General features: G+C 65.7%; 23 protein-coding genes. 8 read left to right on the top strand and 15 right to left on the bottom strand.

Annotated elements, in window-relative coordinates:
- Position 1: 1 nt before the first annotated feature.
- From metX to OH686_RS10740, 6 genes are all read right to left on the bottom strand, one after another.
- Positions 2 to 1,141 (bottom strand): homoserine O-succinyltransferase MetX, encoded by a 1,140-nt coding sequence (metX, locus tag OH686_RS10765; RefSeq protein WP_289538492.1) that lies wholly within the window; start codon positions 1,139 to 1,141, stop codon positions 2 to 4.
- A gap of 99 nt (positions 1,142 to 1,240) precedes the next feature.
- Positions 1,241 to 3,229: a dynamin family protein gene (locus tag OH686_RS10760; protein WP_289538490.1), complete on the bottom strand. Its 1,989-nt coding sequence runs from the start codon at positions 3,227 to 3,229 to the stop codon at positions 1,241 to 1,243.
- A gap of 142 nt (positions 3,230 to 3,371) precedes the next feature.
- A complete protein-coding gene (locus OH686_RS10755; protein ID WP_289538488.1) occupies positions 3,372 to 3,668 on the bottom strand; it encodes a DUF167 family protein in 297 nt (98 codons plus the stop codon).
- 1 nt (position 3,669) lies between these two features.
- On the bottom strand, positions 3,670 to 4,263 hold the full coding sequence (locus tag OH686_RS10750) for a YggT family protein (protein ID WP_289538486.1): 594 nt from the start codon (positions 4,261 to 4,263) through the stop codon (positions 3,670 to 3,672).
- Positions 4,264 to 4,272: 9 nt separating this feature from the next.
- Complete coding sequence (gene proC / locus OH686_RS10745) at positions 4,273 to 5,091, bottom strand: pyrroline-5-carboxylate reductase (RefSeq protein WP_289538484.1); 819 nt, start codon at positions 5,089 to 5,091, stop codon at positions 4,273 to 4,275.
- A 13-nt stretch (positions 5,092 to 5,104) separates the two neighbouring features.
- Positions 5,105 to 5,797, bottom strand: a complete 693-nt coding sequence (locus OH686_RS10740) for a YggS family pyridoxal phosphate-dependent enzyme (RefSeq protein WP_289538482.1) — start codon at positions 5,795 to 5,797, stop codon at positions 5,105 to 5,107.
- 72 nt (positions 5,798 to 5,869) lie between these two features.
- On the opposite strand from OH686_RS10740, the gene OH686_RS10735 reads away from it, so the two are divergent.
- Complete coding sequence (locus OH686_RS10735) at positions 5,870 to 6,904, top strand: type IV pilus twitching motility protein PilT (protein ID WP_289538480.1); 1,035 nt, start codon at positions 5,870 to 5,872, stop codon at positions 6,902 to 6,904.
- Positions 6,905 to 6,962: 58 nt separating this feature from the next.
- The gene (locus tag OH686_RS10730) at positions 6,963 to 8,108 is read left to right on the top strand and encodes a PilT/PilU family type 4a pilus ATPase (protein ID WP_192399133.1); all 1,146 of its coding nucleotides are present in this window, start codon (positions 6,963 to 6,965) and stop codon (positions 8,106 to 8,108) included.
- Here OH686_RS10730 and OH686_RS10725 read toward each other — a convergent pair whose 3' ends face one another.
- Positions 8,109 to 9,557 (bottom strand): UdgX family uracil-DNA binding protein, encoded by a 1,449-nt coding sequence (locus tag OH686_RS10725; protein ID WP_289538478.1) that lies wholly within the window; start codon positions 9,555 to 9,557, stop codon positions 8,109 to 8,111.
- Positions 9,557 to 10,768 carry a putative DNA modification/repair radical SAM protein gene (locus tag OH686_RS10720; RefSeq protein WP_289538476.1) on the bottom strand — a complete coding sequence of 404 codons (1,212 nt, stop codon included), beginning with the start codon at positions 10,766 to 10,768 and terminating at the stop codon, positions 9,557 to 9,559. Before OH686_RS10720 ends, OH686_RS10725 begins: the two co-directional genes overlap by 1 nt.
- A gap of 107 nt (positions 10,769 to 10,875) precedes the next feature.
- Between OH686_RS10720 and OH686_RS10715 the strand changes: the two genes are divergently transcribed.
- Positions 10,876 to 11,274 carry an NINE protein gene (locus tag OH686_RS10715; RefSeq protein WP_289538474.1) on the top strand — a complete coding sequence of 133 codons (399 nt, stop codon included), beginning with the start codon at positions 10,876 to 10,878 and terminating at the stop codon, positions 11,272 to 11,274.
- Positions 11,275 to 11,484: 210 nt separating this feature from the next.
- On the opposite strand, the gene OH686_RS10710 is transcribed toward OH686_RS10715, so the two are convergent.
- The 7 genes from OH686_RS10710 to gshB form a co-directional block, all read right to left on the bottom strand.
- The gene (locus tag OH686_RS10710; protein ID WP_289538472.1) at positions 11,485 to 12,756 is read right to left on the bottom strand and encodes a dihydroorotase; all 1,272 of its coding nucleotides are present in this window, start codon (positions 12,754 to 12,756) and stop codon (positions 11,485 to 11,487) included.
- A complete protein-coding gene (locus tag OH686_RS10705; RefSeq protein WP_289538470.1) occupies positions 12,756 to 13,757 on the bottom strand; it encodes an aspartate carbamoyltransferase catalytic subunit in 1,002 nt (333 codons plus the stop codon). The genes OH686_RS10710 and OH686_RS10705 overlap by 1 nt, the downstream gene beginning before the upstream one ends.
- Positions 13,758 to 13,766: 9 nt before the next feature.
- Positions 13,767 to 14,273, bottom strand: coding sequence for a bifunctional pyr operon transcriptional regulator/uracil phosphoribosyltransferase PyrR (gene pyrR / locus OH686_RS10700; protein WP_289538469.1), 507 nt, complete (start codon positions 14,271 to 14,273; stop codon positions 13,767 to 13,769).
- A 14-nt stretch (positions 14,274 to 14,287) separates the two neighbouring features.
- Positions 14,288 to 14,719 (bottom strand): Holliday junction resolvase RuvX, encoded by a 432-nt coding sequence (ruvX, locus tag OH686_RS10695; RefSeq protein ID WP_289538467.1) that lies wholly within the window; start codon positions 14,717 to 14,719, stop codon positions 14,288 to 14,290.
- Positions 14,716 to 15,282 carry a YqgE/AlgH family protein gene (locus OH686_RS10690; RefSeq protein ID WP_137973636.1) on the bottom strand — a complete coding sequence of 189 codons (567 nt, stop codon included), beginning with the start codon at positions 15,280 to 15,282 and terminating at the stop codon, positions 14,716 to 14,718. The genes ruvX and OH686_RS10690 overlap by 4 nt, the downstream gene beginning before the upstream one ends.
- Before the next feature lie 63 nt (positions 15,283 to 15,345).
- Positions 15,346 to 16,248, bottom strand: a complete 903-nt coding sequence (locus tag OH686_RS10685; protein WP_289538463.1) for an energy transducer TonB — start codon at positions 16,246 to 16,248, stop codon at positions 15,346 to 15,348.
- Between the two features lie 86 nt (positions 16,249 to 16,334).
- The gene (gshB, locus tag OH686_RS10680; protein WP_289538461.1) at positions 16,335 to 17,294 is read right to left on the bottom strand and encodes a glutathione synthase; all 960 of its coding nucleotides are present in this window, start codon (positions 17,292 to 17,294) and stop codon (positions 16,335 to 16,337) included.
- Between the two features lie 223 nt (positions 17,295 to 17,517).
- Between gshB and pilG the strand changes: the two genes are divergently transcribed.
- The 5 genes from pilG to OH686_RS10655 all read left to right on the top strand — a co-directional run bounded on the left by pilG (position 17,518) and on the right by OH686_RS10655 (position 21,979).
- Complete coding sequence (gene pilG, locus OH686_RS10675; RefSeq protein WP_021698994.1) at positions 17,518 to 17,925, top strand: twitching motility response regulator PilG; 408 nt, start codon at positions 17,518 to 17,520, stop codon at positions 17,923 to 17,925.
- A 45-nt stretch (positions 17,926 to 17,970) separates the two neighbouring features.
- Positions 17,971 to 18,336 (top strand): twitching motility response regulator PilH, encoded by a 366-nt coding sequence (pilH, locus tag OH686_RS10670; protein WP_043216118.1) that lies wholly within the window; start codon positions 17,971 to 17,973, stop codon positions 18,334 to 18,336.
- Between the two features lie 47 nt (positions 18,337 to 18,383).
- Entirely contained in the window at positions 18,384 to 18,920 is a 537-nt protein-coding gene (locus OH686_RS10665; protein WP_289538454.1) for a chemotaxis protein CheW, read from the top strand.
- 84 nt (positions 18,921 to 19,004) lie between these two features.
- Positions 19,005 to 21,047, top strand: a complete 2,043-nt coding sequence (locus OH686_RS10660) for a methyl-accepting chemotaxis protein (protein ID WP_289538452.1) — start codon at positions 19,005 to 19,007, stop codon at positions 21,045 to 21,047.
- 68 nt (positions 21,048 to 21,115) lie between these two features.
- The gene (locus OH686_RS10655) at positions 21,116 to 21,979 is read left to right on the top strand and encodes a CheR family methyltransferase (RefSeq protein ID WP_289538926.1); all 864 of its coding nucleotides are present in this window, start codon (positions 21,116 to 21,118) and stop codon (positions 21,977 to 21,979) included.
- Positions 21,980 to 22,000 lie beyond the last annotated feature (21 nt).

The raw sequence follows: 22,000 nt of genomic DNA, 5'->3' as shown, positions 1-22,000 counted from the left end.
ATCAGACCTCGATCCGTTTCATGTAGGCGCTGAAGCCCTGCAGATAGCGCGGGATCGGCATGAGGAAGGCGTCGTGGCCCTGCGGTGCGTCGATCTCCAGGTAACAGACGTTCTTCTTCGCTGCCAGCAGGGCGTCGACGATTTCCCGCGAGCGCGCCGGCGAGAAGCGCCAGTCGGTGGTGAAGGACATCAGGCAGAAGTCGGCCTTGGCCACGCTCAGGGTTTTGGCCAGGTCGCCACCGTGGGCGGCGGCCGGGTCGAAGTAGTCCAGCGCCTTGGTCATCAGCAGGTAGGTGTTGGCGTCGAAGCGCCCGGAGAACTCCTCGCCCTGGTAGCGCAGGTAGCTCTCGACCTGGAACTCGACGCTGTGGAAGTCGTAGTTGAGCTTATCGGTCTTCAGCTCGCGGCCGAATTTCTCGCCCATGGCGTCGTCCGACAGGTAGGTGATGTGACCGACCATGCGCGCCAGCATCAGGCCGCGCTTGGGAATCACGCCCTGTTCCTGGAAGTGCCCGCCGTGGAACTCCGGGTCGGTGAGGATGGCCTGGCGCGCCACTTCGTTGAAGGCGATGTTCTGCGCCGACAGCTTGGGCGCCGAGGCGATGCACAGGCAGTGACGGACGCGTTCGGGGTAACTGATGGTCCACTGCAGGGCCTGCATGCCGCCGAGGCTGCCGCCGATGGTCGCGGCCCACTGGTGGATGCCGAGCTGGTCGGCCAGGCGCGCCTGGCTGTTGACCCAGTCTTCCACCGTCATCACCGGGAAGTCGGCGCCGTAGGGCTTGCCGTTGGCCGGGTTGAGGCTGGACGGACCAGTGCTGCCATTGCAGCCGCCGAGGTTGTTGAGGCTGACGACGAAGAACTTGTTGGTGTCGATCGGTTTGCCGGGGCCGATGCAGCTGTCCCACCAGCCGGGCTTGCGCTCTTCGGCACTGTGGAAGCCGGCGGCGTGGTGGTGGCCGGAGAGCGCGTGGCAGATCAGCACGGCGTTGCTGGCCGAAGCGTTGAGCGTGCCGTAGGTCTCGTAGACCAGCTGGTAGTCGGCCAGGCTGCGGCCGCACACCAGCGCCAGCGGCTCGCTGAAATGGGCGACCTGCGGGGTGACCAGGCCAACGGAGTCGGCGGGGAAAACAGTCGGCATCGACCCTGCTCTCGATCCAGGAAAGTGCAGCAGTCTAAAGAGCACGGCCCCCGGCAGCAAGCGCGGGGGCCGTGGTCAAGTCCCTGAATCCACAGGCTTTCAGGCCGGGTCGGCGGCGCTGTGCTGGCGCGGTGCCGCGGGCAGGGTGACGACCTTGCCCTGGCGCTGGATCGGTGCCGGGCGGCGCAGGGCGCGGAGCATCTCGTTGGCCTGGGCCAGCTGGGTTTCCAGTTGCTTGCAGTAGCCGGTCAGTTGCTGGCCGCGCTGGCGCGCCTGCTGGGTTTCCTGGGCCAGGGCCTTGAGGCGCAGCATGTGGGTTTCCAGCATCTGCTTGTGCTCGAGGGTATGCTGCATCAGCGGCATCAGCGCGTCGTTGGCCCACTGCTCAGCGTCCGTGCGCAGGCGCTGGTGCATGCCGATGACTTCCTGAACCAGGGTGGCGAAGAAGCGCTTGGTCAGGCTGCGCTGCTCGGTGAGCAGGGTCTTCAGGTGCAGGCGGAACTGGTCGGCCTTGCCGCGCAGCTGCTTGAGCTCGCGCAGGTAGCGCTGACTGTTGAACTGCGGCGCGTCGACCCCGTGCAACGGGTTCTCTTCGTTGTGCCGGCGGTAGATGGCGGCGACCATCTTGTTGGCCATCTCCGCTTCCTGGGCGAGGTTGCCGAGGTCGTGCTCCACCGAATGGAAGAACTGCACGATGGCCTGGTTGATGCCCAGGGTGGTCCAGCTGCCGGTCAGGCCGTGGCGTGCCTGGGACAGGTGTTCCTCCAGGCGCTCCGGGCGCACCGCGGTGCGCAGCAGATCGCCCTGGCGCTTGAGCAGGCGCTGGTTGGTCTTCAGACCGAGCAGGCGCTTGTGGTGCAGGCTGTGGTCTTCCTTGGTCTTGGCGGTCAGCTCGAACAGCAGCTGGCCGTTGTCGTGCTGGTGGCTGTTAAGCAGGTTCTGCTGCTCGCGCACCTTGTCCAGGCGCAGGCTGAGCACGTGCTGGCTGTTGTTGAGCAGGGCCAGCACCTGGTTGACCACGCGCTCCTCGAGCAGGCGTTCCTTCTGCGCCACGATGCGCTCGCACAGCAGCTGCTCCAGATTGGCCAGACGGCTGCGGTCGAGCAGTTCCTCGTCCTTGCGCACCTTGGCGATCAGCGCCTGCTTGGCCGACAGCGGCAGCACGCTGGCCGCGGGAATGCCGAGCTGCTTGGCGGTGGTGTTCTGCACCAGGCCGATGGCCTTGTTGACGTATTCCTCGCCGGCCAGGTCGTCCCACAGCACGTCGATCTTGTTCAGCACGGCGAACAGGCTGGCCTGGGTGTCCTCGTCGAGCTGGCGGATATGCTCCTTCCAGATCGCCATGTCGCTGGCGGTGACGCCGGTATCGGCGGCCAGCAGGAAGATGATCGCCTGGGCGCTGGGCAGCATCGAGAGGGTCAGCTCCGGCTCGCTGCCCAGGGCGTTGAGGCCGGGGGTGTCGAGGATGCGCAGGCCCTGGCGCAGCAGCGGATGGTCGAAGTTGACCATGGCGTGGCGCCAGGCAGGTACCAGCACCTGGCCGGGCTTGCCGGCCGGCTCCAGCATGTCCGGCAGGAAGCCGAGCTGGATCGCCTGCTCGACCAGCATCGGCTTGGTCTTGGCCACCTGGGCGAAGGCCAGGGCCATGTTGTCCGGGTCGCTCGGGTCCAGCGGGATGTTCACCCAGTGCCGCGGGATGCGCTTGAACTGCGCCACGCTGGCATCGGCCATGCGCGTCTCGATCGGCAGCAGGCGGATGTAGGAACGTTCCGAGCGCGGGTCGAAGAACAGCTCGGTGGGGCACATGGTGGTGCGCCCGGCGTGGGACGGCAGCATGCGCTGGCCGTACTCGGAGAAGAACAGGCTGTTGATCAGCTCGGTCTTGCCGCGGGAGAACTCGCCGACGAAGGCCAGGGTGATGTGGTCGGTGCGCAGCAGCTTGAGCGCGCGCTCCAGTCGCGTGTCCATCGCCTCGGAGCCGAGGCGGTTGTGCGCCAGCCAGCTGCGATAGCGGGTGATCTCGCGCATCAGCTCGCGCTTCCAGGCGACGTAGGCATCCACCTGCTGGCTGAGACGTTCCATGCTCATCCGGGCACTCCTGCTTCGAGGGTCGGTTGGGTTGGCGCGCAACGGCAGGGAACGCCCGCGGCTTTGCCGGAGATGGCGGCATTATGCGATGAGAGGCGTTCGCGTCAATCGCTGTGCTTCACAACTTCGGCTCGAAGGTCGCTCAGGGCGACCGGGCGGTCATGCCCGGCAGGTCCGGCAATTGCCGTGGGGCGCGTATGCGTACACGCTTCTGGCGGTTCAGTTCGCCGCTTTCCAGGCTGACCTGGCTCTTGGCGACACCGAAGGCGGCGGCGAGGAAGGCCAGCAACTGGGCGTTGGCCTTGCCCTCCACCGGCGGTGCGGTGAGGCGAATCTTCAGGCGCTCGCCGTGCAGCCCGGCGAACTCGTCCTTGCTCGCCTTGGGCTGCAGGTGACAGTCGAGGATCAGGTCGTCGCCGTCCCAACGGAACCAGCCCACCTCAGATGAAGGGGCTGAGGATCGCCGGCATGCCGGTCATGGCGGCCAGGTTGCCGATCACGAAGCGGTCGATCAGGTTCAGCGCGATGAAGGCGAAGATCGGCGAGATATCCAGGCCGCCGAGGTTGGGGATCAGCTTGCGGAACGGCGCCAGCAGCGGCTCGCAGATCTGGTTGACCAGCTGCGCGCCCGGGTTGTAGCTGCCCGGGGCAACCCAGGAGAGGATCACGCTGATGATCATGGCGAAGAAGAAGATCTTCAGGAACAGCGAGGTCACTGCGATGATCGCCCAGACCAGCAGCTGCAGGCCGACCGCGAGCGGGTTGTAGCCGGCGATCAGCACCACCACCACCATCAGCACCAGCTGCACCAGGATCGCCAGGATCAGCGAGGCCAGGTCGAGGCCGCCGAAGCCGGGGATGATCCGCCGCAGCGGCTTGAGCAGCGGCTGGGTGGCCTTCACCGTGAACTGGCTGAGCGGGTTGTAGAAGTCGGCGCGCACCAGCTGCAGGATGAAACGCAGCAGCACGATCAGCAGGTAAAGGCTGCCCAGTGTCTGCACGATATAGATGAGGGCTTCAGCGAATCCGGACATAGAAGTTCCTTAATGACCCAGTTGTTCGGCGAGTTCGGCGGAGCGCCGGGCGGCGGCGTCCAGGGCCTGTTGCACCAGGGCCTCGAAGCCGCCGGCCTGGAAGGTCTTGATCGCCGCCTCGGTGGTGCCGTTGGGCGAGGTGACGCGGCGACGCAGCTCGGCGGCCTCGACGTCGCTCTCGGTGGCCATGCGCGCGGCGCCGAGGGCGGTGTGCAGGGTCAGCTGGGCGGCGGTGTCGCGCGGCAGGCCGAGTTTCTCGCCGGCGGCGGTCATCGCCTCGATCAGCAGGAAGAAGTACGCCGGGCCGCTGCCGGAGACGGCGGTGACGGCGTCGATCAGCTGCTCTTCATCCAGCCACAGGGCCAGGCCGACAGCGGCCAGCAGTTGCTCGGCCTGCTGGCGCTGGGCGGCGGAAACCCGTGCGTTGGCATACAGGCCGCTGACGCCCTGGCGCAGCAGCGCCGGGGTATTGGGCATGCAGCGCACGATGGCCACGTCGCCGAGCCAGGCACTGAGGCTGGCGCAGGTGATGCCGGCGGCGATGGAGACGATCAGTTGGCCCGGCTGCAGGCTGGGCGTCAGGGCCTGGCACACGCCCTTGAGCACCTGCGGCTTGGTCGCCAGGACCACCAGGTCGGCGCCGGCAATCGCCTCGGCATTGCTCTCAAACAGTTCGATGCCGTATTCGGCGGCGACCTTGGCGCGCTGCTCGGCACCCGGATCGCTGGCGTGGATATGGCCGGCCGGGATGCCCTGGGCAAGCAGGCCGCCGATCAGGCTGGCGGCCATGTTGCCGGCGCCGATAAAGGCGATACGCGGATGAGTCATGTACATGCTTCCTTTATAGGGAGGGTGAGCCATAGTCGCGGGCACCGAACAGCGCGGTGCCGATGCGCACCCAGGTGGCGCCTTCGGCGACGGCGGCCTCCAGGTCCTGGCTCATGCCCATGGACAGGGTGTCGAGGTTCGGGTTCAGCGCGTCGCGCAGCTGGCGCAGGCGTGCCAGGGGGGCGCGCTGGGCTTGTGGGTCGTCGCTCGGTTCGGGGATTGTCATCAATCCGCGCAGGCGCAGTCGCGGCAGTTGTGTAACCGCCTGTGCCAGGGTCGGCAGCTCCTCGGGAGTGCAGCCGGACTTGCTGGCCTCGCCGCTGACGTTGACCTGCAGACAGATGTTCAGCGGCGGCAGGTGCGCGGGGCGTTGTTCGGACAGGCGCTGGGCGATCTTCAGGCGATCCACCGAGTGCACCCAGTGGAAGTGCTCGGCGATCGGCTTGGTCTTGTTCGACTGGATGGGCCCGATGAAGTGCCAGACCAGGTCCAGGTCGGCCAGCTCGGCCTGCTTGGCCAGGGCCTCCTGCAGATAGTTTTCGCCGAAGTTGATCTGCCCGCCGGCATGCGCCTCGCGCACCGCCTGTGCCGGCTTGGTCTTGCTCACGGCGAGCAGGCCGATTGCCTGTGGATCGCGCTGCGAGGCTTGCGCCGCCTCACGGATACGCTCGCGAACCTTTGCAATATTCTCTGCTATCGTGGACATTACTCGCGCTCTATAGCCCGCCCGTCAGGGGTCTGCGGCATTCTACCTGCTTGCATGTGATTGGGGAGTCCCATGGATATTACCGAGCTGCTTGCCTTCAGTGCCAAGCAAGGCGCGTCGGACCTGCACCTCTCGGCGGGTCTGCCGCCGATGATTCGTGTCGATGGCGACGTACGGCGGATCAACCTGCCGGCGATGGACCACAAACAGGTCCACGCGCTGATCTACGACATCATGAACGACAAGCAGCGCAAGGATTACGAGGAATTCCTCGAGACCGACTTCTCCTTCGAAGTGCCTGGCGTGGCGCGCTTCCGGGTCAACGCCTTCAACCAGAACCGTGGCGCCGGCGCCGTGTTCCGGACCATTCCCTCCAAGGTCTTGAGCATGGAGGACCTGGGCATGGGCGAGGTGTTCAAGAAGATCACCGACGTGCCGCGCGGCCTGGTGCTGGTCACCGGTCCGACCGGTTCGGGCAAGTCGACCACCCTGGCGGCCATGCTCGACTACCTGAACAGCAACAAGTACCACCACATCCTCACCATCGAAGACCCGATCGAATTCGTTCACGAGTCGAAGAAGTGCCTGGTCAACCAGCGCGAGGTGCACCGTGATACCCACGGTTTCTCCGAAGCCCTGCGTTCGGCCCTGCGGGAAGACCCGGACATCATCCTGGTGGGTGAGATGCGTGACCTGGAGACCATCCGCCTGGCGCTGACCGCCGCGGAGACCGGTCACCTGGTGTTCGGCACCCTGCACACCACCTCCGCCGCCAAGACCATCGACCGTGTGGTCGACGTGTTCCCGGCCGAGGAGAAGTCCATGGTCCGCTCCATGCTGTCCGAATCGCTGCAGGCGGTGATCTCGCAGACCCTGCTGAAGAAGATCGGCGGCGGTCGCGTGGCGGCCCACGAGATCATGATCGGTACCCCGGCGATCCGTAACCTGATCCGCGAGGACAAGGTGGCGCAGATGTATTCGTCGATCCAGACCGGTGGTGCGCTGGGCATGCAGACCCTCGACAACTGCCTCAAGGGCTTGGTTTCCAAGGGCCTGGTCAGCCGCGAGGCGGCCCGCGAGAAGGCCAAGACACCGGAAAACTTCTAACAACAAAGAGGCGGCCGCCTAGGCGGTCGCCGCATACGAGAGATGCGGGGCGGGAAAGATGGAATTTGAAAAGCTGTTGCGCTTGATGGTGGAGAAGGGCGGTTCCGACCTGTTCATCACCGCCGGCGTGCCACCGTCGATGAAGGTCAACGGCAAGATCATGCCGGTGACCAAGAACCCTATGTCGCCGGAGCAGACCCGCGAGACTGTGCACTCGGTGATGAACGAGCAGCAGCGCCGCGAGTTCGCCGAGAACCACGAGTGCAACTTCGCTATCAGCGCCCGTGGCGTCGGGCGCTTCCGGGTCAGCGCCTTCTACCAGCGCAACCTGGCCGGCATGGTGCTGCGTCGCATCGAGACCAACATCCCGACCATCGACGACCTCAAACTGCCCGAGGTGCTGAAGAAGCTGGCCCTGACCAAGCGCGGTCTGGTGCTGTTCGTCGGCGCTACCGGTACCGGTAAATCCACTTCGCTGGCGGCGATGATCGGCTACCGCAACAAGAACACCAGCGGCCATATCATCTCCATCGAAGACCCGATCGAGTACATCCACCAGCACCAGAGCTGCATCGTCACCCAGCGCGAAGTGGGTATCGATACCGAGTCGTTCGAGGTGGCGCTGAAGAACACCCTGCGCCAGGCGCCGGACGTGATCCTGATCGGTGAGATCCGTACCCGCGAGACCATGGACTACGCCGTGGCCTTCGCCGAGACCGGTCACCTGGCCCTGGCCACGCTGCACGCCAACAACGCCAACCAGGCGCTGGACCGGATCATCAACTTCTTCCCGCCGGACCGACACAACCAGGTGTGGATGGACCTGTCGCTCAACCTCAAGGCCATCGTCGCCCAGCAACTGGTGCCGACTCCTGACGGCAAGGGCCGCCGCGCGGTGATCGAGGTACTGATCAACACCCCGCTGGCCGCCGACCTGATCCGCAAGGGCGAGGTGCACGAGCTCAAGGGCCTGATGAAGCGCTCCACCGAGCTGGGCATGCAGACCTTCGACCAGGCTCTGTACAACCTCTACACCCAGGGCGAGATCACCTACGAAGACGCCCTGCTCTACGCCGACTCGGCAAACGACCTGCGTCTGCTGATCAAGCTGGGTTCGGAAACCGATGGCGATCACCTGACCAGCATGAGCGAAGGCCTCAGCCTGCAGGCCAGCGAGGAAGATCCCGGCCGACGCTTCCGCTGATCAGCCTGCCGCCGGCGCCAGCTGGCGCGCCCGAGTCAAGGCGGTGACCAGCTCGTCGAAGCGCTGTTCGCCGCCATCGCCCGCCCGCAGCACCGCTGCGGGATGCGGTGCCACCACCAGCCAGCGCTCTTCATGCCTGAGCGGCTCGGCGAAGTCTGCCAGGCGCAGGCGTTGCGGCTCGTAGGTTTGCAGCAGCGCTGCCAGTGCCGTCTTGCCGAGCGCCACCACCACCTGCGGCGCCACCTCTGCCAGTTCCTCGCTCAGCCAACGGCGACAGGCTTTTATCTCTCCCGGTTTCGGCGTCACATGCAGGCGCGTGGCGGCGCGGCTGTTCGGTCCGCCGCGCGGGAGCCATTTGAAGTGCTTGACCGCGTTGGTCAGGTAGACCCTCTCGCGAGGTAGTCCGGCCTGGGCCAGCGCACGCTGCAGCACCTGACCGGCGGGGCCGATGAAGGAGCGCCCGGCCAGGTCTTCCTGATCGCCCGGCTGTTCGCCGACCAGCATGATCCGGGCATCGCGCGGCCCCTCGCCGGGTACCGCACAGGTGGCGCCGCGCCAGATGTCACAGGCGCGGCAATCGTCCAGTGACGTTCTGGGCGCGCGCTGCGGCTGGGCTCTGTCGCTGGCGATCAGCACCTCCTTGCCCACGCGCTCGCCGACGCTGGCGGTCTGTGCCAGGCGCTGCTGGCCGGCGCGGGCCTGGCTCATCAGCTGCGGGATCAGCGGGCCCTCGGGCAGATCCTTCCAGAAACGTACCGGCATGTTGCTTTCCAGTACGTCCCGGTTGAGTCGCGCCGGGTTGAAGGTGGCGCCGTAATAGGCCAGCCACAGGTCGGCACCGGGGTCTTCCGCGCCGCGCGCCAGTTCGCGCAGCTCAATGGGGCAGGGGCGCAGGATGCGCATCTGCGCGCCGTCCCACAGCGCGGCGGCGTCCGGCGTGGCGATCAGCCAGGTGGCGCGGCCCAGGCGCTCGGCGAAATGTTCGACGGCGATTTCCAGGATGTCATGGGCCGGTTCGTGCCAGGCGACGAAGGCCGGCGCTCCGGATTCGGCCGGGCGCTGGCGAAAGCGCAGGAAGGCGTGCATGTGGTGAGCTTCGCGGTACACGCTCCTGATCCGCCGCTGCAGCACGCTACCGTCGCGATCGCCAGCCAGCATGGCGGCGCGGTCGCCCTGGCTGACGCGCCAGAGAATCCGGTAGAGCAGCGCCCAGCGATCATCGGCGCGAAAGCGTGCGGCGTTTTCCAGCAGTTCGGGCAGTTCACGTGGGATGAGTAGGGCGGGCGACGACGAAGCCTGTAACGGCTCCGGCGCGAGGCCGGCAAACAGGTTGCCGTCATCCTTGCCCGCTTGCCAGTTCACCGCATGCGGTGGGATGCCCGCCTGCAGCAGGCGCCGGGCCTCGCTGCGCCAGCCGGCGAAGCTGCCATCGAAGTGCGCCGCCTGCATCACCACAGGGCCATCTGTGCCGGCGTGTCGCTGAGCTGGCGGCGCAGCACGGCGGATTCCAGGGTGGCCTGCTGCGGGCGATAGTCCTGGGTGACGATGAAGGGTTTGACCTTGTCCATGGCGCAGCGCAGGCGCACCACGTCGGCGTAACGGATGCGCCGCTGGCGCCGCAAGTCGACCAGGCGCTTGGCGCTGAGCATGCCGATGCCCGGGACGCGGGCGATCATCGCCGGTTCCGCGCGGTTGAGGTCGAGCGGGAACTGCGCGCGATTGGCCAGCGCCCAGGCCAGCTTGGGGTCGATATCCAGGGCCAGGTTGCCCGGTGTGGCGATCAGCTCCTGAACGTTGAAGCCGTAGCCGCGCAGGAGGAAATCCGCCTGGTAAAGGCGGTGTTCGCGCAGCAGTGGCGGCGCCTGGAACGGCACGCTCTTCGGGCTGTGCGGGATCGGGCTGAAGGCCGAGTAATACACGCGCTTGAGCTTGTAGGCGCCGTACAGGGTCTGGGCGGTGTCGAGGATGGTGCGGTCGTCGGTGTCGTCGGCGCCGACGATCATCTGCGTGCTCTGCCCGGCCGGGGCGAACGCCGGGCCACGGGTTTCCTCGCTGGCCTCGTCGACGCCGAGGCGGATCGTGCCCATCGCCTGCTTGATGGTGCCGACCTTCTTCTCCGGGGCCAGGCGGATCAGGCTGGCCTCGCTGGGCAACTCGATATTGACGCTGAGGCGATCGGCATAGCGGCCGGCCTCGGCGATCAGCTCGGGGGAGGCGTCGGGAATGGTCTTCAGATGGATATAGCCGCGGAACTCGTGCTCCTCGCGCAGCAGCTTGGCGACGCGCACCAGTTGCTCCATGGTGTAGTCGGCGGAGCGGATGATCCCGGAACTGAGGAACAGCCCGCTGATGCAGTTGCGCCGGTAGAAGTCCAGGGTCAGGCGCACCACTTCCTCGGGGGTGAAGCGCGCCCGTGGTACGTCGCTGGAGCGGCGGTTGACGCAGTACTGGCAGTCGTAGAGGCAGAAGTTGGTCAGCAGGATCTTGAGCAGCGCCACGCAGCGGCCGTCCGGCGTGAAGCTGTGGCAGATGCCCATGCCGTTGGTGGCGCCCAGGCCGGATTTGCCGCGCGAGTCGCGTTTAGGCGCGCCGCTGCTGGCGCAGGAAACGTCATACTTGGCCGCGTCGGCCAATACGGTTAGCTTGTCGATGAGTTCCATGGGGCGTTATCGATAACTGTATTTATATACAGTATTTGGCGATCGCCCTTATCGCGCAAGTCTTTGCGTCGGCCGGTGGTCGGCCCGTTCAGCCACAAGGAGTTTTCATGCAACGACAGGACACCCACAGCAAGGTCATCGGCTATCTGCTGTGGATCTTCGGCTTTCTCGGCGCGCACCGCTTCTACTACGGCAAGCCGGTGACCGGGACCATCTGGTTCCTCACCCTGGGCCTGCTGTTCATCGGCTGGATCATCGACCTGTTCCTGATCCCGGCCATGGATCGCGAGGCCGATCTGCGCTTCACCGCCGGCGATACCGACTACAACGTGGCCTGGATCCTGCTGACCTTCCTCGGCGTGTTCGGCGTGCACCGCATGTACCAGGGCAAGTGGATCACCGGGATCATCTACCTGTTCACCGGTGGCCTGTTCCTGCTCGGCGTGCTCTACGACTTCTGGACCCTGAATACCCAGGTGTCGATCAAGAACGCCTCGCGCGCCTGAGAACCTGCTTAAAGCCTGCTGCGCGTCGGAAAAACTGCGTTGGAAGTGGCCTGGATCGCCAGCCCGGTCGGAATGCTCATTTACCATTCGTAAACTCCGCTTCCTCAGCCACTTCCGCCTTGTTTTTCTCTAGCTCGCGAGCCTTTAAGCAGGTTCTTGTTTGCGTAGAAAAAAGCCCGCCAATCGGCGGGCTTTTTCATGGCTGGGGGTTTAACCCTGGTAGCTGAGGCGGCCGTCTACCAGGGTGTAGCGCACCTGGCCGGGCAGGCAGTGGCCGATGAACGGGCAGTTGCCGCCCTTGGAGCGCCAGGTCTCGCCGGCCAGGGTTTGGCCCTCGGCATCGAACAGCAGCAGGTCGGCCGGGGCGCCCACGGCCAGGCGGCCGGCGGGCAGGCGCAGGGCCTTGGCCGGGCCGCTGGTAAGGCGGGCGAGCAGGGTCGGCAGATCGAGCAGGCCGTCCTGGACCAGGGTCAGGGCCAGCGGCAGCAGCAGCTCGACGCTGCTGATGCCCGGCTCGGTGGCACCGAACGGCGCCAGCTTGGCGTCCGGCTCATGGGGCTGGTGGTGGCTGGCGATGCTGCCGATCGTGCCATTCTTCACCGCCTCGCGCAGGCCGTCACGGTCGAACGCGGTGCGCAGCGGCGGCTGCACGTGGTAAAGGCTGGAGAAGCCGAGCAGTGCCTCGTCGGTGAGGATCAGCTGGTACATGGCCACGTCGGCGGTCACCGGCAGGCCACGGGCCTGGGCGGCGGCGATCATCTCGGCGCCGCGGGCGCTGGTGATCTGGCTGAAGTGGGCGCGCACGCCGCTCTGCTCGACCAGCAGCAGGTCGCGGGCCAGGGCCACGGTCTCGGCGCTTTCCGGAATGCCGGCCAGGCCGAGGAAGCTGGCCGTGGCGCCTTCGTGGGCTAGGCCGCCGTCGGCAAGGTCGGCGTCCTGCGAATGGAAGATCACCGTCAGGTCGAAGGTGGCCGCGTATTCCAGGGCACGGCGCAGGGTGCGGTTGTTGGCCAGCGGCGCCAGGCCGTTGGCGAAGGCCACGCAGCCGGCGTCGCGCAGCGCGACCAGCTCGGCCAGCTGCTCGCCGGCCAGGCCCTTGGTCAGGGCGCCGATCGGGAAGACCTTGGTGTGCCCGGCTTCCTGGGCGCGGTCGAGGATCAGTTCGGCCACGGCCGGGGTATCGAGTACCGGCTTGGTCAGCGGCGGGCAGCACAGGCTGGTGACGCCGCCGGCCGCGGCGGCCAGGGTCTCGCTGGCAATATTGCCCTTGCGGCTGTAGCCCGGCTCGCGCAGGGCCGCGGACAGGTCGACCAGGCCGGGGCTGGCGATCAGGCCGCGGGCGTCCAGTTCCTGGTCGGCGCTGAAGCCGGCCGGCGCCTGGTCGAAGGCAACGATCTTGCCGCCGTCGAGGTAGAGCTCGCGGACCTGGTCCAGGCCGCTGGCCGGGTCGATCACCCGGGCTCCGAGGATTCGCATGCGCATCAGTTGTGCTCCTCGGCGTTGATTTGGCGCTGGGCGGCCTGGCCGCTCATGGCCATCGACAGCACGGCCATGCGGATGGCGATGCCATAGGTGACCTGGTTGAGGATCACCGATTGCGGGCCGTCGGCCACCGCCGATTCGATTTCCACGCCGCGGTTGATCGGCCCTGGGTGCATCACCAGGGCGTCCGGCTTGGCCAGTTTCAAGCGCTGCTCGGTGAGGCCGTAGAGGCGGTAGAACTCGCCTTCGCTGGGCAGCAGGCCGCCCTGCATGCGCTCGCGCTGCAGGCGCAGCATGATCACCACGTCGACGTCCTTGAGGCCCTCTGCGAGGTCGCTGTAGACGGTCACCCCGTACTGCTCGATGCCCACCGGCAGCAGGGTTTTCGGCGCGATCACGCGCATGTCCGGGCAGCCCAGGGTCTTCAGCGCCAGCATATTCGAACGCGCCACCCGCGAGTGCAGGATATCGCCGACGATGGCCACCGAGAGGTTCTCGAAGCCGCCCTTGTGGCGGCGGATGGTGAGCATGTCGAGCATGCCCTGGGTCGGGTGCGCGTGGCGGCCGTCGCCACCGTTGATGATCGCCAGGTTCGGGCACACGTGCTCGGCGATGAAGTGCGCGGCGCCGGAGTCGGCATGGCGCACGACGAAGATGTCGGCGGCCATGGCTTCCAGGTTACGCAGGGTGTCGAACAGGGTCTCGCCCTTGCTGGTCGAGCTGGTCGACACGTTCAGGCTGATCACGTCGGCCGACAGGCGCTGGGCCGCCAGCTCGAAGGTGGTGCGGGTGCGCGTGGAGTTCTCGAAGAACACGTTGCACACGGTCTTGCCGCGCAGCAACGGGACCTTCTTCACCGCGCGGGCACCGACTTCGAGGAAGGAGTCGGCGGTGTCGAGGATTTCCGTCAGCAGCTCGCGGGGCAGGCCGTCGAGCGAGAGGAAGTGGCGCAGCTGGCCCTGGTCGTTGAGCTGCAGCGAGCGCTTGGCGTCGATGGGCATGGGGTGGTCCTAGGCGGAAAGGCTTTGCAGCTCGAGGGTGAGCGGCGCGGGGCCGGACAATTTTACCCGTTGCGCTGGGGGCAGGGCGAGGGTCGCGCCGAGCACGTCGGCGTGGATCGGCAGCTCGCGGGCGTCCAGGTCGAGCAGGCTGACCAGGGTCACGCTGGCCGGGCGGCCGTAGTCGAATAGCTCGTTGAGGGCGGCGCGGATGGTGCGGCCGCTCATCAGTACGTCGTCGACCAGCACCAGGTGCTGGTTCTCGATCTCGAACGGCAGCTCGGAGGGGCGTACCTGTGGGTGCAGGCCGCTGCGGGTGAAGTCGTCGCGGTAGAAGGACACGTCGAGGGTGCCGAGCGGCTGTTCCAGGTTCAGCTCGCGCAGCAGCGCCTCGGCGACCCACACACCGCCGGTGCGGATGCCGATGAAATGCACCTGCGCGACACCGCGGCGCTTGAGCAGCGCCTGCAGGTCGCCGGCCATGCGCGGCAGCAGCTGTTGGGGATCGGGCAGGGTCATGGCGTTCCTCGCAATCAGTTCGAAAGATTCTGTTCCAGCCAGCCTTCCAGCAGCAGGGCGGCGGCCAGGGCGTCCACCGGGCGCTCGCGGTAGCCGCCGCGCTGGCCCTGGGACAGGCGCTGGCCCTTGGCCTCGAAGGTGGTCAGGCGTTCGTCGTGGGTATGCACCGGCAGGTTGAAGCGACCGTTGAGGCGGCGGGCGAACTTCTCGGCGCGCTCGCTCATCTCGCTCTTCGTGCCGTCCATGTTCAGCGGCAGGCCGACGACGATGGCGTCCGGCTGCCACTCCTTGATCAGTGCCTCTACCTTCAGCCAGTCCGGCACGCCATTCTGCGCCTTGAGTACACAGAGCTCGCGGGCCTGGCCGGTGATGGCTTGACCGACGGCGACGCCGATCTGCTTGGTGCCGTAGTCGAAGCCCAGCAGCAGGCGTGGCGCGCCGCTCATGCGTGGCCGGCCTGGGCGGTCAGCAGGCTGAGATTGATGCCCAGGCGCGCGGCGGCAGCACCCAGGCGCTGCTCGGCGGGGGTGTCGAAGAGGATGGCGGCGTCGGCCGGGCAGGTCAGCCAGGCGTTCTCGGTCAGCTCGGTCTCCAGCTGGCCGGCTTCCCAGCCGGCGTAGCCGAGGGTGATCAGATACTTGGCGGGGCCGCTGCCGTCGGCGATGGCGAACAGCGCGTCCTGGGAGGTGGACAGGGCCAGCTCGCCCAGCTCCAGGGTAGCCTGGAAGCTCTGCCCAGACGGATGCAGGACGAAGCCGCGATCGGTCTGTACCGGGCCGCCGGCGAAGATCGGCAGGCTCTGGCAGAGGGCAGGGGGTGTCTCGTCGGGGCGCAGCTGTTCCAGCACGTCGGCCAGGTTGAGACCGTTGGGGCGGTTGATCACCAGGCCCATGGCGCCCTGCTCGTTGTGCTCCACCAGGTAGGTGACGGTCTGCGCGAAGTTGGGATCGGCCATGTGCGGCATGGCGATCAGGAAGTGATGCTTGAGGTAGCTGGCGGCGGTCTTCATGGGCGCTAGTTTCGACCCTGGCGGCGCCGTCTTCAAGCGCCGGGCGGAAATGCCCGGCGCGCCTTAGTTGCTGGAGAGTCGGTCGCCGCGCTCGAAGCGCCAGGTGCGGATGATTTCCAGGCGGTCGATGTCCGCCAGGTCGCCGGTGAACGGGGCGAAGGGCGCGGCCAGGCGCACGATGCGCAGGGCGGCCTGGTCCAGCACCGGCTGGCCGGACGGCTCCAGTACCTGCACTTCATACAGGGTGCCGTCGCGATTGATCGACACCAGCAGGCGCAGGCTGCCGTAGACGCGCTGGCGCCGGGCTTCTTCCGGGTAGTTGAGGTTGCCGACCCGCTCGACCTTCTTGCGCCACTCGTCCTTGTACCAGGCGCCCTTGTCGCGCATGGTCGAGGCAGCGTTGAGGCGGTGGATCTTCGGGCGCTTGGCGTAGAGCTGTTGTTCCTGGGCCAGTTCGGCCTCCAGGCTTGCGATCTCGGCGGACAGCTGGGCGGTGTCGAACACCGGCGCCGGCTGGGCGTCGGGTTGCGGCTCCTCTTCCTTCTGCTTGGTCGCCGCTTTCTGCTGTTGCTGCTTGGTGGTGGTCAGCGAAGTCTTGCTGGCGACCGCTTCCTTGCGCTGGGTCGGCTGCGGCGCGGCGGCCGGGGTGACCTTGTTGACCTTGCTGTCCTGGAACGGCGCCTGCTCGGTGGTCTTGGGCGCCGCCTTGTGCTCCAGGGTGCCGCTGCCCTGCTGGTTGTGCTGGGCCAGGTAGTCGGCTTTGTCGGGCTGTTTGTCGCTGTTGAAGGTCGACAGCGTGATTTCCAGGGTCTTGCTCAGCTCGCCGGGCTTGGCCAGGGTGAAGCTGACGCCGAGGATCAGTGCCAGGTGCAGCAGGGTGGCGACGAACAGGGTGAAGCCCAGGCGATCCGCGGGGCGGATGCCTGAGCTGGTCAGTTCGGGCGGCGGTCTCAAGGCTGCGTTCATCTGGCGGGCGCGGTTACGAATTGCCGCGCAGTCTGCCGGCTCGGGTCGTCAGGCTGCAAGCCGCAAGCGCCAAGCTGCCACCTGGATCAAGCTTTGCGCGCAGCAAGCTTGCCCTCGATGGCATCCATCAGGCGTTCGCCGATGCGGGTGTCGAAGGCCTTGTCGATCTCGCGGATGCAGGTCGGGCTGGTCACATTGATCTCGGTGAGGTGCTCGCCGATCACGTCCAGGCCGACGAACAGCAGGCCCTTCTCGCGCAGCGCCGGGCCGACCTCGGCGGCGATCCAGCGGTCGCGCTCGGTCAGCGGGCGTGCCTCGCCGCGACCGCCGGCGGCCAGGTTGCCGCGGGTCTCGCCCTGGGCTGGGATGCGCGCCAGGCAGTAGGGGATCGGCTCGCCATCGATCATCAGGATGCGCTTGTCGCCGTCCTTGATGCCGGGCAGGTAGCCCTGCGCCATGCACTGCTGGGTGCCGTGGGCGGTCAGGGTCTCGAGGATCACCGAGAGGTTGGGGTCGCCGACGCGGTGGCGGAAGATCGAGGAACCGCCCATGCCATCCAGGGGTTTGAGAATGATGTCACGCTGCGCTTCGGCGAACTCGCGCAGAATGTCGGCCCTGCGGCTGACAAGGGTAGGTGGCATGCAGTGAGGGAACTGGGTGGCAAACAGTTTCTCGTTGCAGTCGCGCAGGCTCTGGGGGCGGTTGACCACCAGTACGCCATCGCGCTCGGCCTGCTCCAGTAAGTAAGTGGAGTAGACGAACTCGTTATCGAAGGGCGGATCTTTGCGCATCAGGATCACGTCCAGCTCGGCCAGAGGGGCGTCCTTCTCCGCATCCAGTTCGAACCAGCGCTGCGGGTCGTTGAACACCTGCAGCGGCTGCATGCGGGCACGGGCCTGGCCGGCGTTGCTGTAGAGATCGCGCTGCTCCATATAGAAGAGAGACCAGCCGCGAGCCTGCGCGGCCAGAAGCATGGCCAGCGAGCTATCCTTCTTGAAATTGATCTGGGCGATGGGATCCATGACGATCCCCAGGCGAATGCTCATGGGGTGAAACCTGCTTCAGGTTGGCAGAAGTGATGCGCAAGGGTGGCGCCGGAGGGCGCCACCGGTCAAGAAAAACCCCGAGTATTAGGGGCTTATAGATTGCATCAGGAGAGTGTGCTAAAAAGTCCGGACGATCGGGTCGCAGCCCGTCAGTTTTACGGCCTCAGCCACACTGTGCTGTATAGATAAAACAATGACTCACCGAGGCGATGGTAGGGCAGACATGGAACAGCATTCCGAGGGTTTGAAGGTCATGGTGATCGACGATTCGAAAACGATTCGTCGCACCGCCGAGACTCTGCTGAAGAAGGTGGGTTGTGAGGTCATCACTGCGGTGGACGGTTTCGATGCGTTGGCCAAGATCGCCGATACGCATCCGAGCATTATCTTTGTCGATATCATGATGCCGCGCCTCGATGGTTATCAGACCTGCGCCCTGATCAAAAACAACAGTGCTTTCAAATCCACCCCGGTGATCATGCTGTCCTCCAAGGACGGCCTGTTCGATAAGGCCAAGGGGCGCATCGTCGGTTCCGACCAGTACCTGACCAAGCCCTTCAGCAAGGAAGAGCTGCTCGGCGCCATCAAGGCGCATGTGCCCGAATTCGTCCCGGTGGAGCAAGCCTCCTGATAGCTGGCCACAAGCCGGCGATGCCTATTCCGTATGGGGAACTTCATGGCTCGTATTCTGATTGTTGATGACTCGCCGACCGAGATGTACAAACTGACCGCCATGCTCGAGAAGCATGGTCATCAGGTACTCAAGGCGGAGAATGGTGCCGACGGCGTTGCCCTGGCGCGCCAGGAAAAACCCGATGCCGTGCTGATGGATATCGTCATGCCCGGTCTCAATGGCTTCCAGGCGACCCGTCAGCTGACCAAGGACGCCGAAACCAGCCACATCCCGGTGATCATCGTCACCACCAAGGATCAAGAAACCGACAAGGTCTGGGGCAAGCGCCAGGGCGCGCGTGACTACCTGACCAAGCCGGTCGACGAAGACACGCTGATGAAGACCCTCAACGCGGTGCTGGCCGGCTGAAGCCGCGCCAGTCCGTAGCCACATAAGAAGAAAAGGCCAAGGCCGGCATGTCGGACGCGCAATCCCCCTTCCAGCTTCTCGTTGACCTCGATCAGCGCTGCCGTGCGCTGGCGGCCGGTCTGCCGTCGCAACAGCAGACGGTACAGACCTGGAGCGGCATCGGCTTCCGCATGGGCGAGCGTTATTTCGTCGCGCCCATGGGGGAGGTCGGTGAGGTTCTGCACGAGCCGCGGCACACGCTGCTGCCGGGCGTGAAGAGCTGGGTCAAGGGCGTGGCCAACGTGCGTGGCCGGCTGTTGCCGGTGATGGACCTGTGCGGCTTCTTCGGCAGCGAGCTGTCGCCCCTGCGCAAGCAGCGGCGGGTGCTGGTGGTGGACCATAACGAAGTGTTCGCCGGCCTGACGGTCGACGAAGTGTTCGGTATGCAGCACTTCCCGGTGGATACCTTTTCCGAGCAGTTGCCACCGCTGGAGGCGGCCATTTCGCCGTTCATTCATGGGGTCTTCCAGCGCGAGCGACCCTGGCTGGTGTTCAGCCCGCATGCGTTGGCGCAGCACCAGGGCTTTTTAGACGTGGCGGTATAAAGATTTTCGGTTGGGTCGGCAGTTGCCGGCCCTTTGGCGTTACATGGGAACTGAAGTGCGGTCGGTCCAGGCGGGGGCCAAATAATGAAAAAACTCGATGCAGGCAATCTCTTGGCAGGTGTGCGCAGTAACACGCTGATCGCCGGACTCTTCATAGTCCTGATCATTTCCATCGTGTTGCTGTTCGCCAACTTCGCCTATCTCAACACCCAGTCCAACTACGACAAGGAATACATCAGCCACGCGGGCGAACTGCGCGTGCTGTCCCAGCGTATTGCGAAGAACGCCACCGAAGCGGCGACCGGCAAGGCAGAAGCCTTCCCGCTGCTCAAGGAAGCGCGTCGCGACTTCGAAGAACGCTGGGGCTTCCTGACCTCCGGTAACGAGGCCAGCGGCCTGCCGGCGGCGCCGGAGTCGGTAAAGGCGCAGATGGACGAGGTGCAGAAGGACTGGGACGTGCTGCGGCAGAACGCGGACGCCATCCTGCAGAGCGAACAGACCGTACTGTCGCTGCACCAGGTAGCCGCCACCCTCGCCGAAACCATCCCGCAGCTGCAGGTCGAGTACGAAGAGGTGGTCGACATCCTGCTGCAGAGCGGCGCGCCCGCTGCCCAGGTGTCGGTTGCCCAGCGTCAATCGCTGCTCGCCGAACGTATCCTCGGCTCGGTGAACAAGGTGCTGGCCGGTGACGATGATTCCGTCCAGGCCGCCGACATGTTCGGCCGCGACGCCAGCCTGTTCGGTCGCGTACTCAAGGCGATGATCGAAGGCAACGCAGCCATGGAGATCTCCGCCGTTACCGATACCGACGCCCTGGAGCGTCTGGCCGAGATTTCCGAGCTGTTCCAGTTCGTATCCGGCTCGGTGGACGAGATTCTCGAGACCTCCCCAGAACTGTTCCAGGTCCGTGAATCCGCCAACACCATCTTCACCGGCTCGCAGACCCTTCTGGACAAGACCTCCGGCCTGGCCACCGAGTTCGAAAACCTGGCCGACGGCCGTTACTTCAACACCATCGCCGGTTACGTGCTGGGTGCCCTGGCCCTGGCCTCGATCATCCTGATCGGCCTGGTCATGGTGCGCGAGACCAACCGCCGACTGGCGTCCACCGCCGAGAAGAACGAACGTAACCAGTCGGCGATTCTGCGACTGCTCGACGAAATCGCCGACCTCGCGGACGGTGACCTGACCGTGGCCGCGACCGTAACCGAAGACTTCACCGGTGCGATCGCGGACTCCATCAACTACTCCATCGATCAGCTGCGCGACCTGGTAGCGACGATCAACTCGACCGCCGTCCAGGTGGCCGCCGCCGCCCAGGAAACCCAGGCTACCGCGATGCACCTGGCCGAGGCTTCCGAGCACCAGGCCCAGGAAATCGCCGGTGCCTCCGCGGCGATCAACGAAATGGCGGTGTCGATTGACCAGGTATCGGCGAACGCCGCGGAATCCTCCGCGGTAGCGGAACGTTCCGTAGCCATCGCCAACAAGGGTAACGAGGTAGTGCACAACACCATCACCGGCATGGATAACATCCGTGAGCAGATCCAAGACACCTCGAAGCGGATCAAGCGCCTCGGTGAATCGTCCCAGGAGATCGGTGACATCGTTAGCCTGATTAACGACATTGCCGACCAGACCAACATCCTCGCACTGAACGCCGCGATCCAGGCGTCCATGGCCGGTGACGCGGGCCGCGGCTTCGCCGTGGTAGCGGACGAGGTACAACGCCTCGCAGAACGTTCCTCCGCGGCGACCAAGCAGATCGAGGCGCTGGTTAAGACGATTCAGACCGACACCAACGAAGCGGTTATCTCCATGGAGCAGACCACTTCCGAAGTGGTACGCGGTGCACGCCTGGCGCAGGACGCCGGTGTGGCCCTGGAAGAGATCGAGAAGGTATCCAAGACCCTCGCGGCCTTGATCCAGAACATCTCCAACGCCGCCCGTCAGCAGGCTTCGTCCGCTGGCCACATCTCCAACACCATGAATGTGATTCAGGAGATCACCTCGCAGACCTCCGCAGGTACCACCGCTACCGCCAAGAGCATTGGTAACCTGGCCAAGATGGCCAGTGAGATGCGTCGTTCGGTATCCGGCTTCACCCTGCCGGACGGCCAGGCCTGATCAAGGGAGGTGCGGCAGCCTGAGATGGCTGCCGCCCGGGGCATTCGGCCATGAGCGAGGGGCACGGCATGCAGCCAAGCGGCGTCTGGGCCTTGAAACCCCTGGCCGACATGTCACAGGCGGAGTTCCGCGACTGGCAGGCACTGCTCGAAGAGCGCACCGGCGTGGTGATCAACGAACAACGCCGGGCATTCCTGCAGACCAACCTGACCGCGCGCATGCGTGAACTGGGCGTCGGCGACTACGCCAGCTATTTCCGCCAGGTCACCGATGGCCCGCGTGGCGCGGTGGAGTGGTCGACCCTGCTGGACCGCCTGACCGTGCAGGAGACCCGCTTCTTCCGCCACCGCCCGTCCTTCGACGTCCTGGAAAGTTACCTGCGTGGCCGTCTGGCCACGGATGAACAGCAGCAACCCCTGGCACTGTGGAGCGTTGGCTGCTCCAGTGGCGAGGAGCCCTACTCGATGGCCATCGCGGCCGCCGAGGTGTTGCGCGATGTGGGCAGTGATCGGCAGTTCGGCGTGACCGGCACCGATATCAGCCTGAATGTGTTGAACAAGGCGCGCGACGCGACATACGGCGCGCGCAAGCTGGAACAGATGGACAGCGACCTGTGCGAGCGTTACTTCCTCGCCCAGGACGATGGTCGTTACCAAGTGGTGCCGGACCTGGCCGCGCGTGTCTGCGTCGCCCGGTTGAATGTGCTGGAGCTGGCCAAGGCGCCGCAGTCCGGCATGGACGTAATCTTTTGTCAGAACCTGCTGATCTATTTCCGCCGCTGGCGCCGCCGCGAAATCCTCAACCGTCTGGCCGAACGCCTGGCGCCGGGGGGCATGCTGGTGGTGGGAGTGGGGGAAGTGGTCGGTTGGCAGCATCCGGACCTGGTACCGGTGGCCGACGAGCGCGTTCTGGCGTTCACCCGCAAGGGCTAAGACAAGAATATGAGTGGAGTC

This window comes from Pseudomonas sp. SO81, assembly GCF_030374125.1.
Taxonomy (GTDB): Bacteria; Pseudomonadota; Gammaproteobacteria; order Pseudomonadales; family Pseudomonadaceae; genus Aquipseudomonas.
The sequence above is the reverse complement of the archived record's forward strand: the minus strand, read 5'-3'. Positions and strand labels throughout refer to the sequence as shown.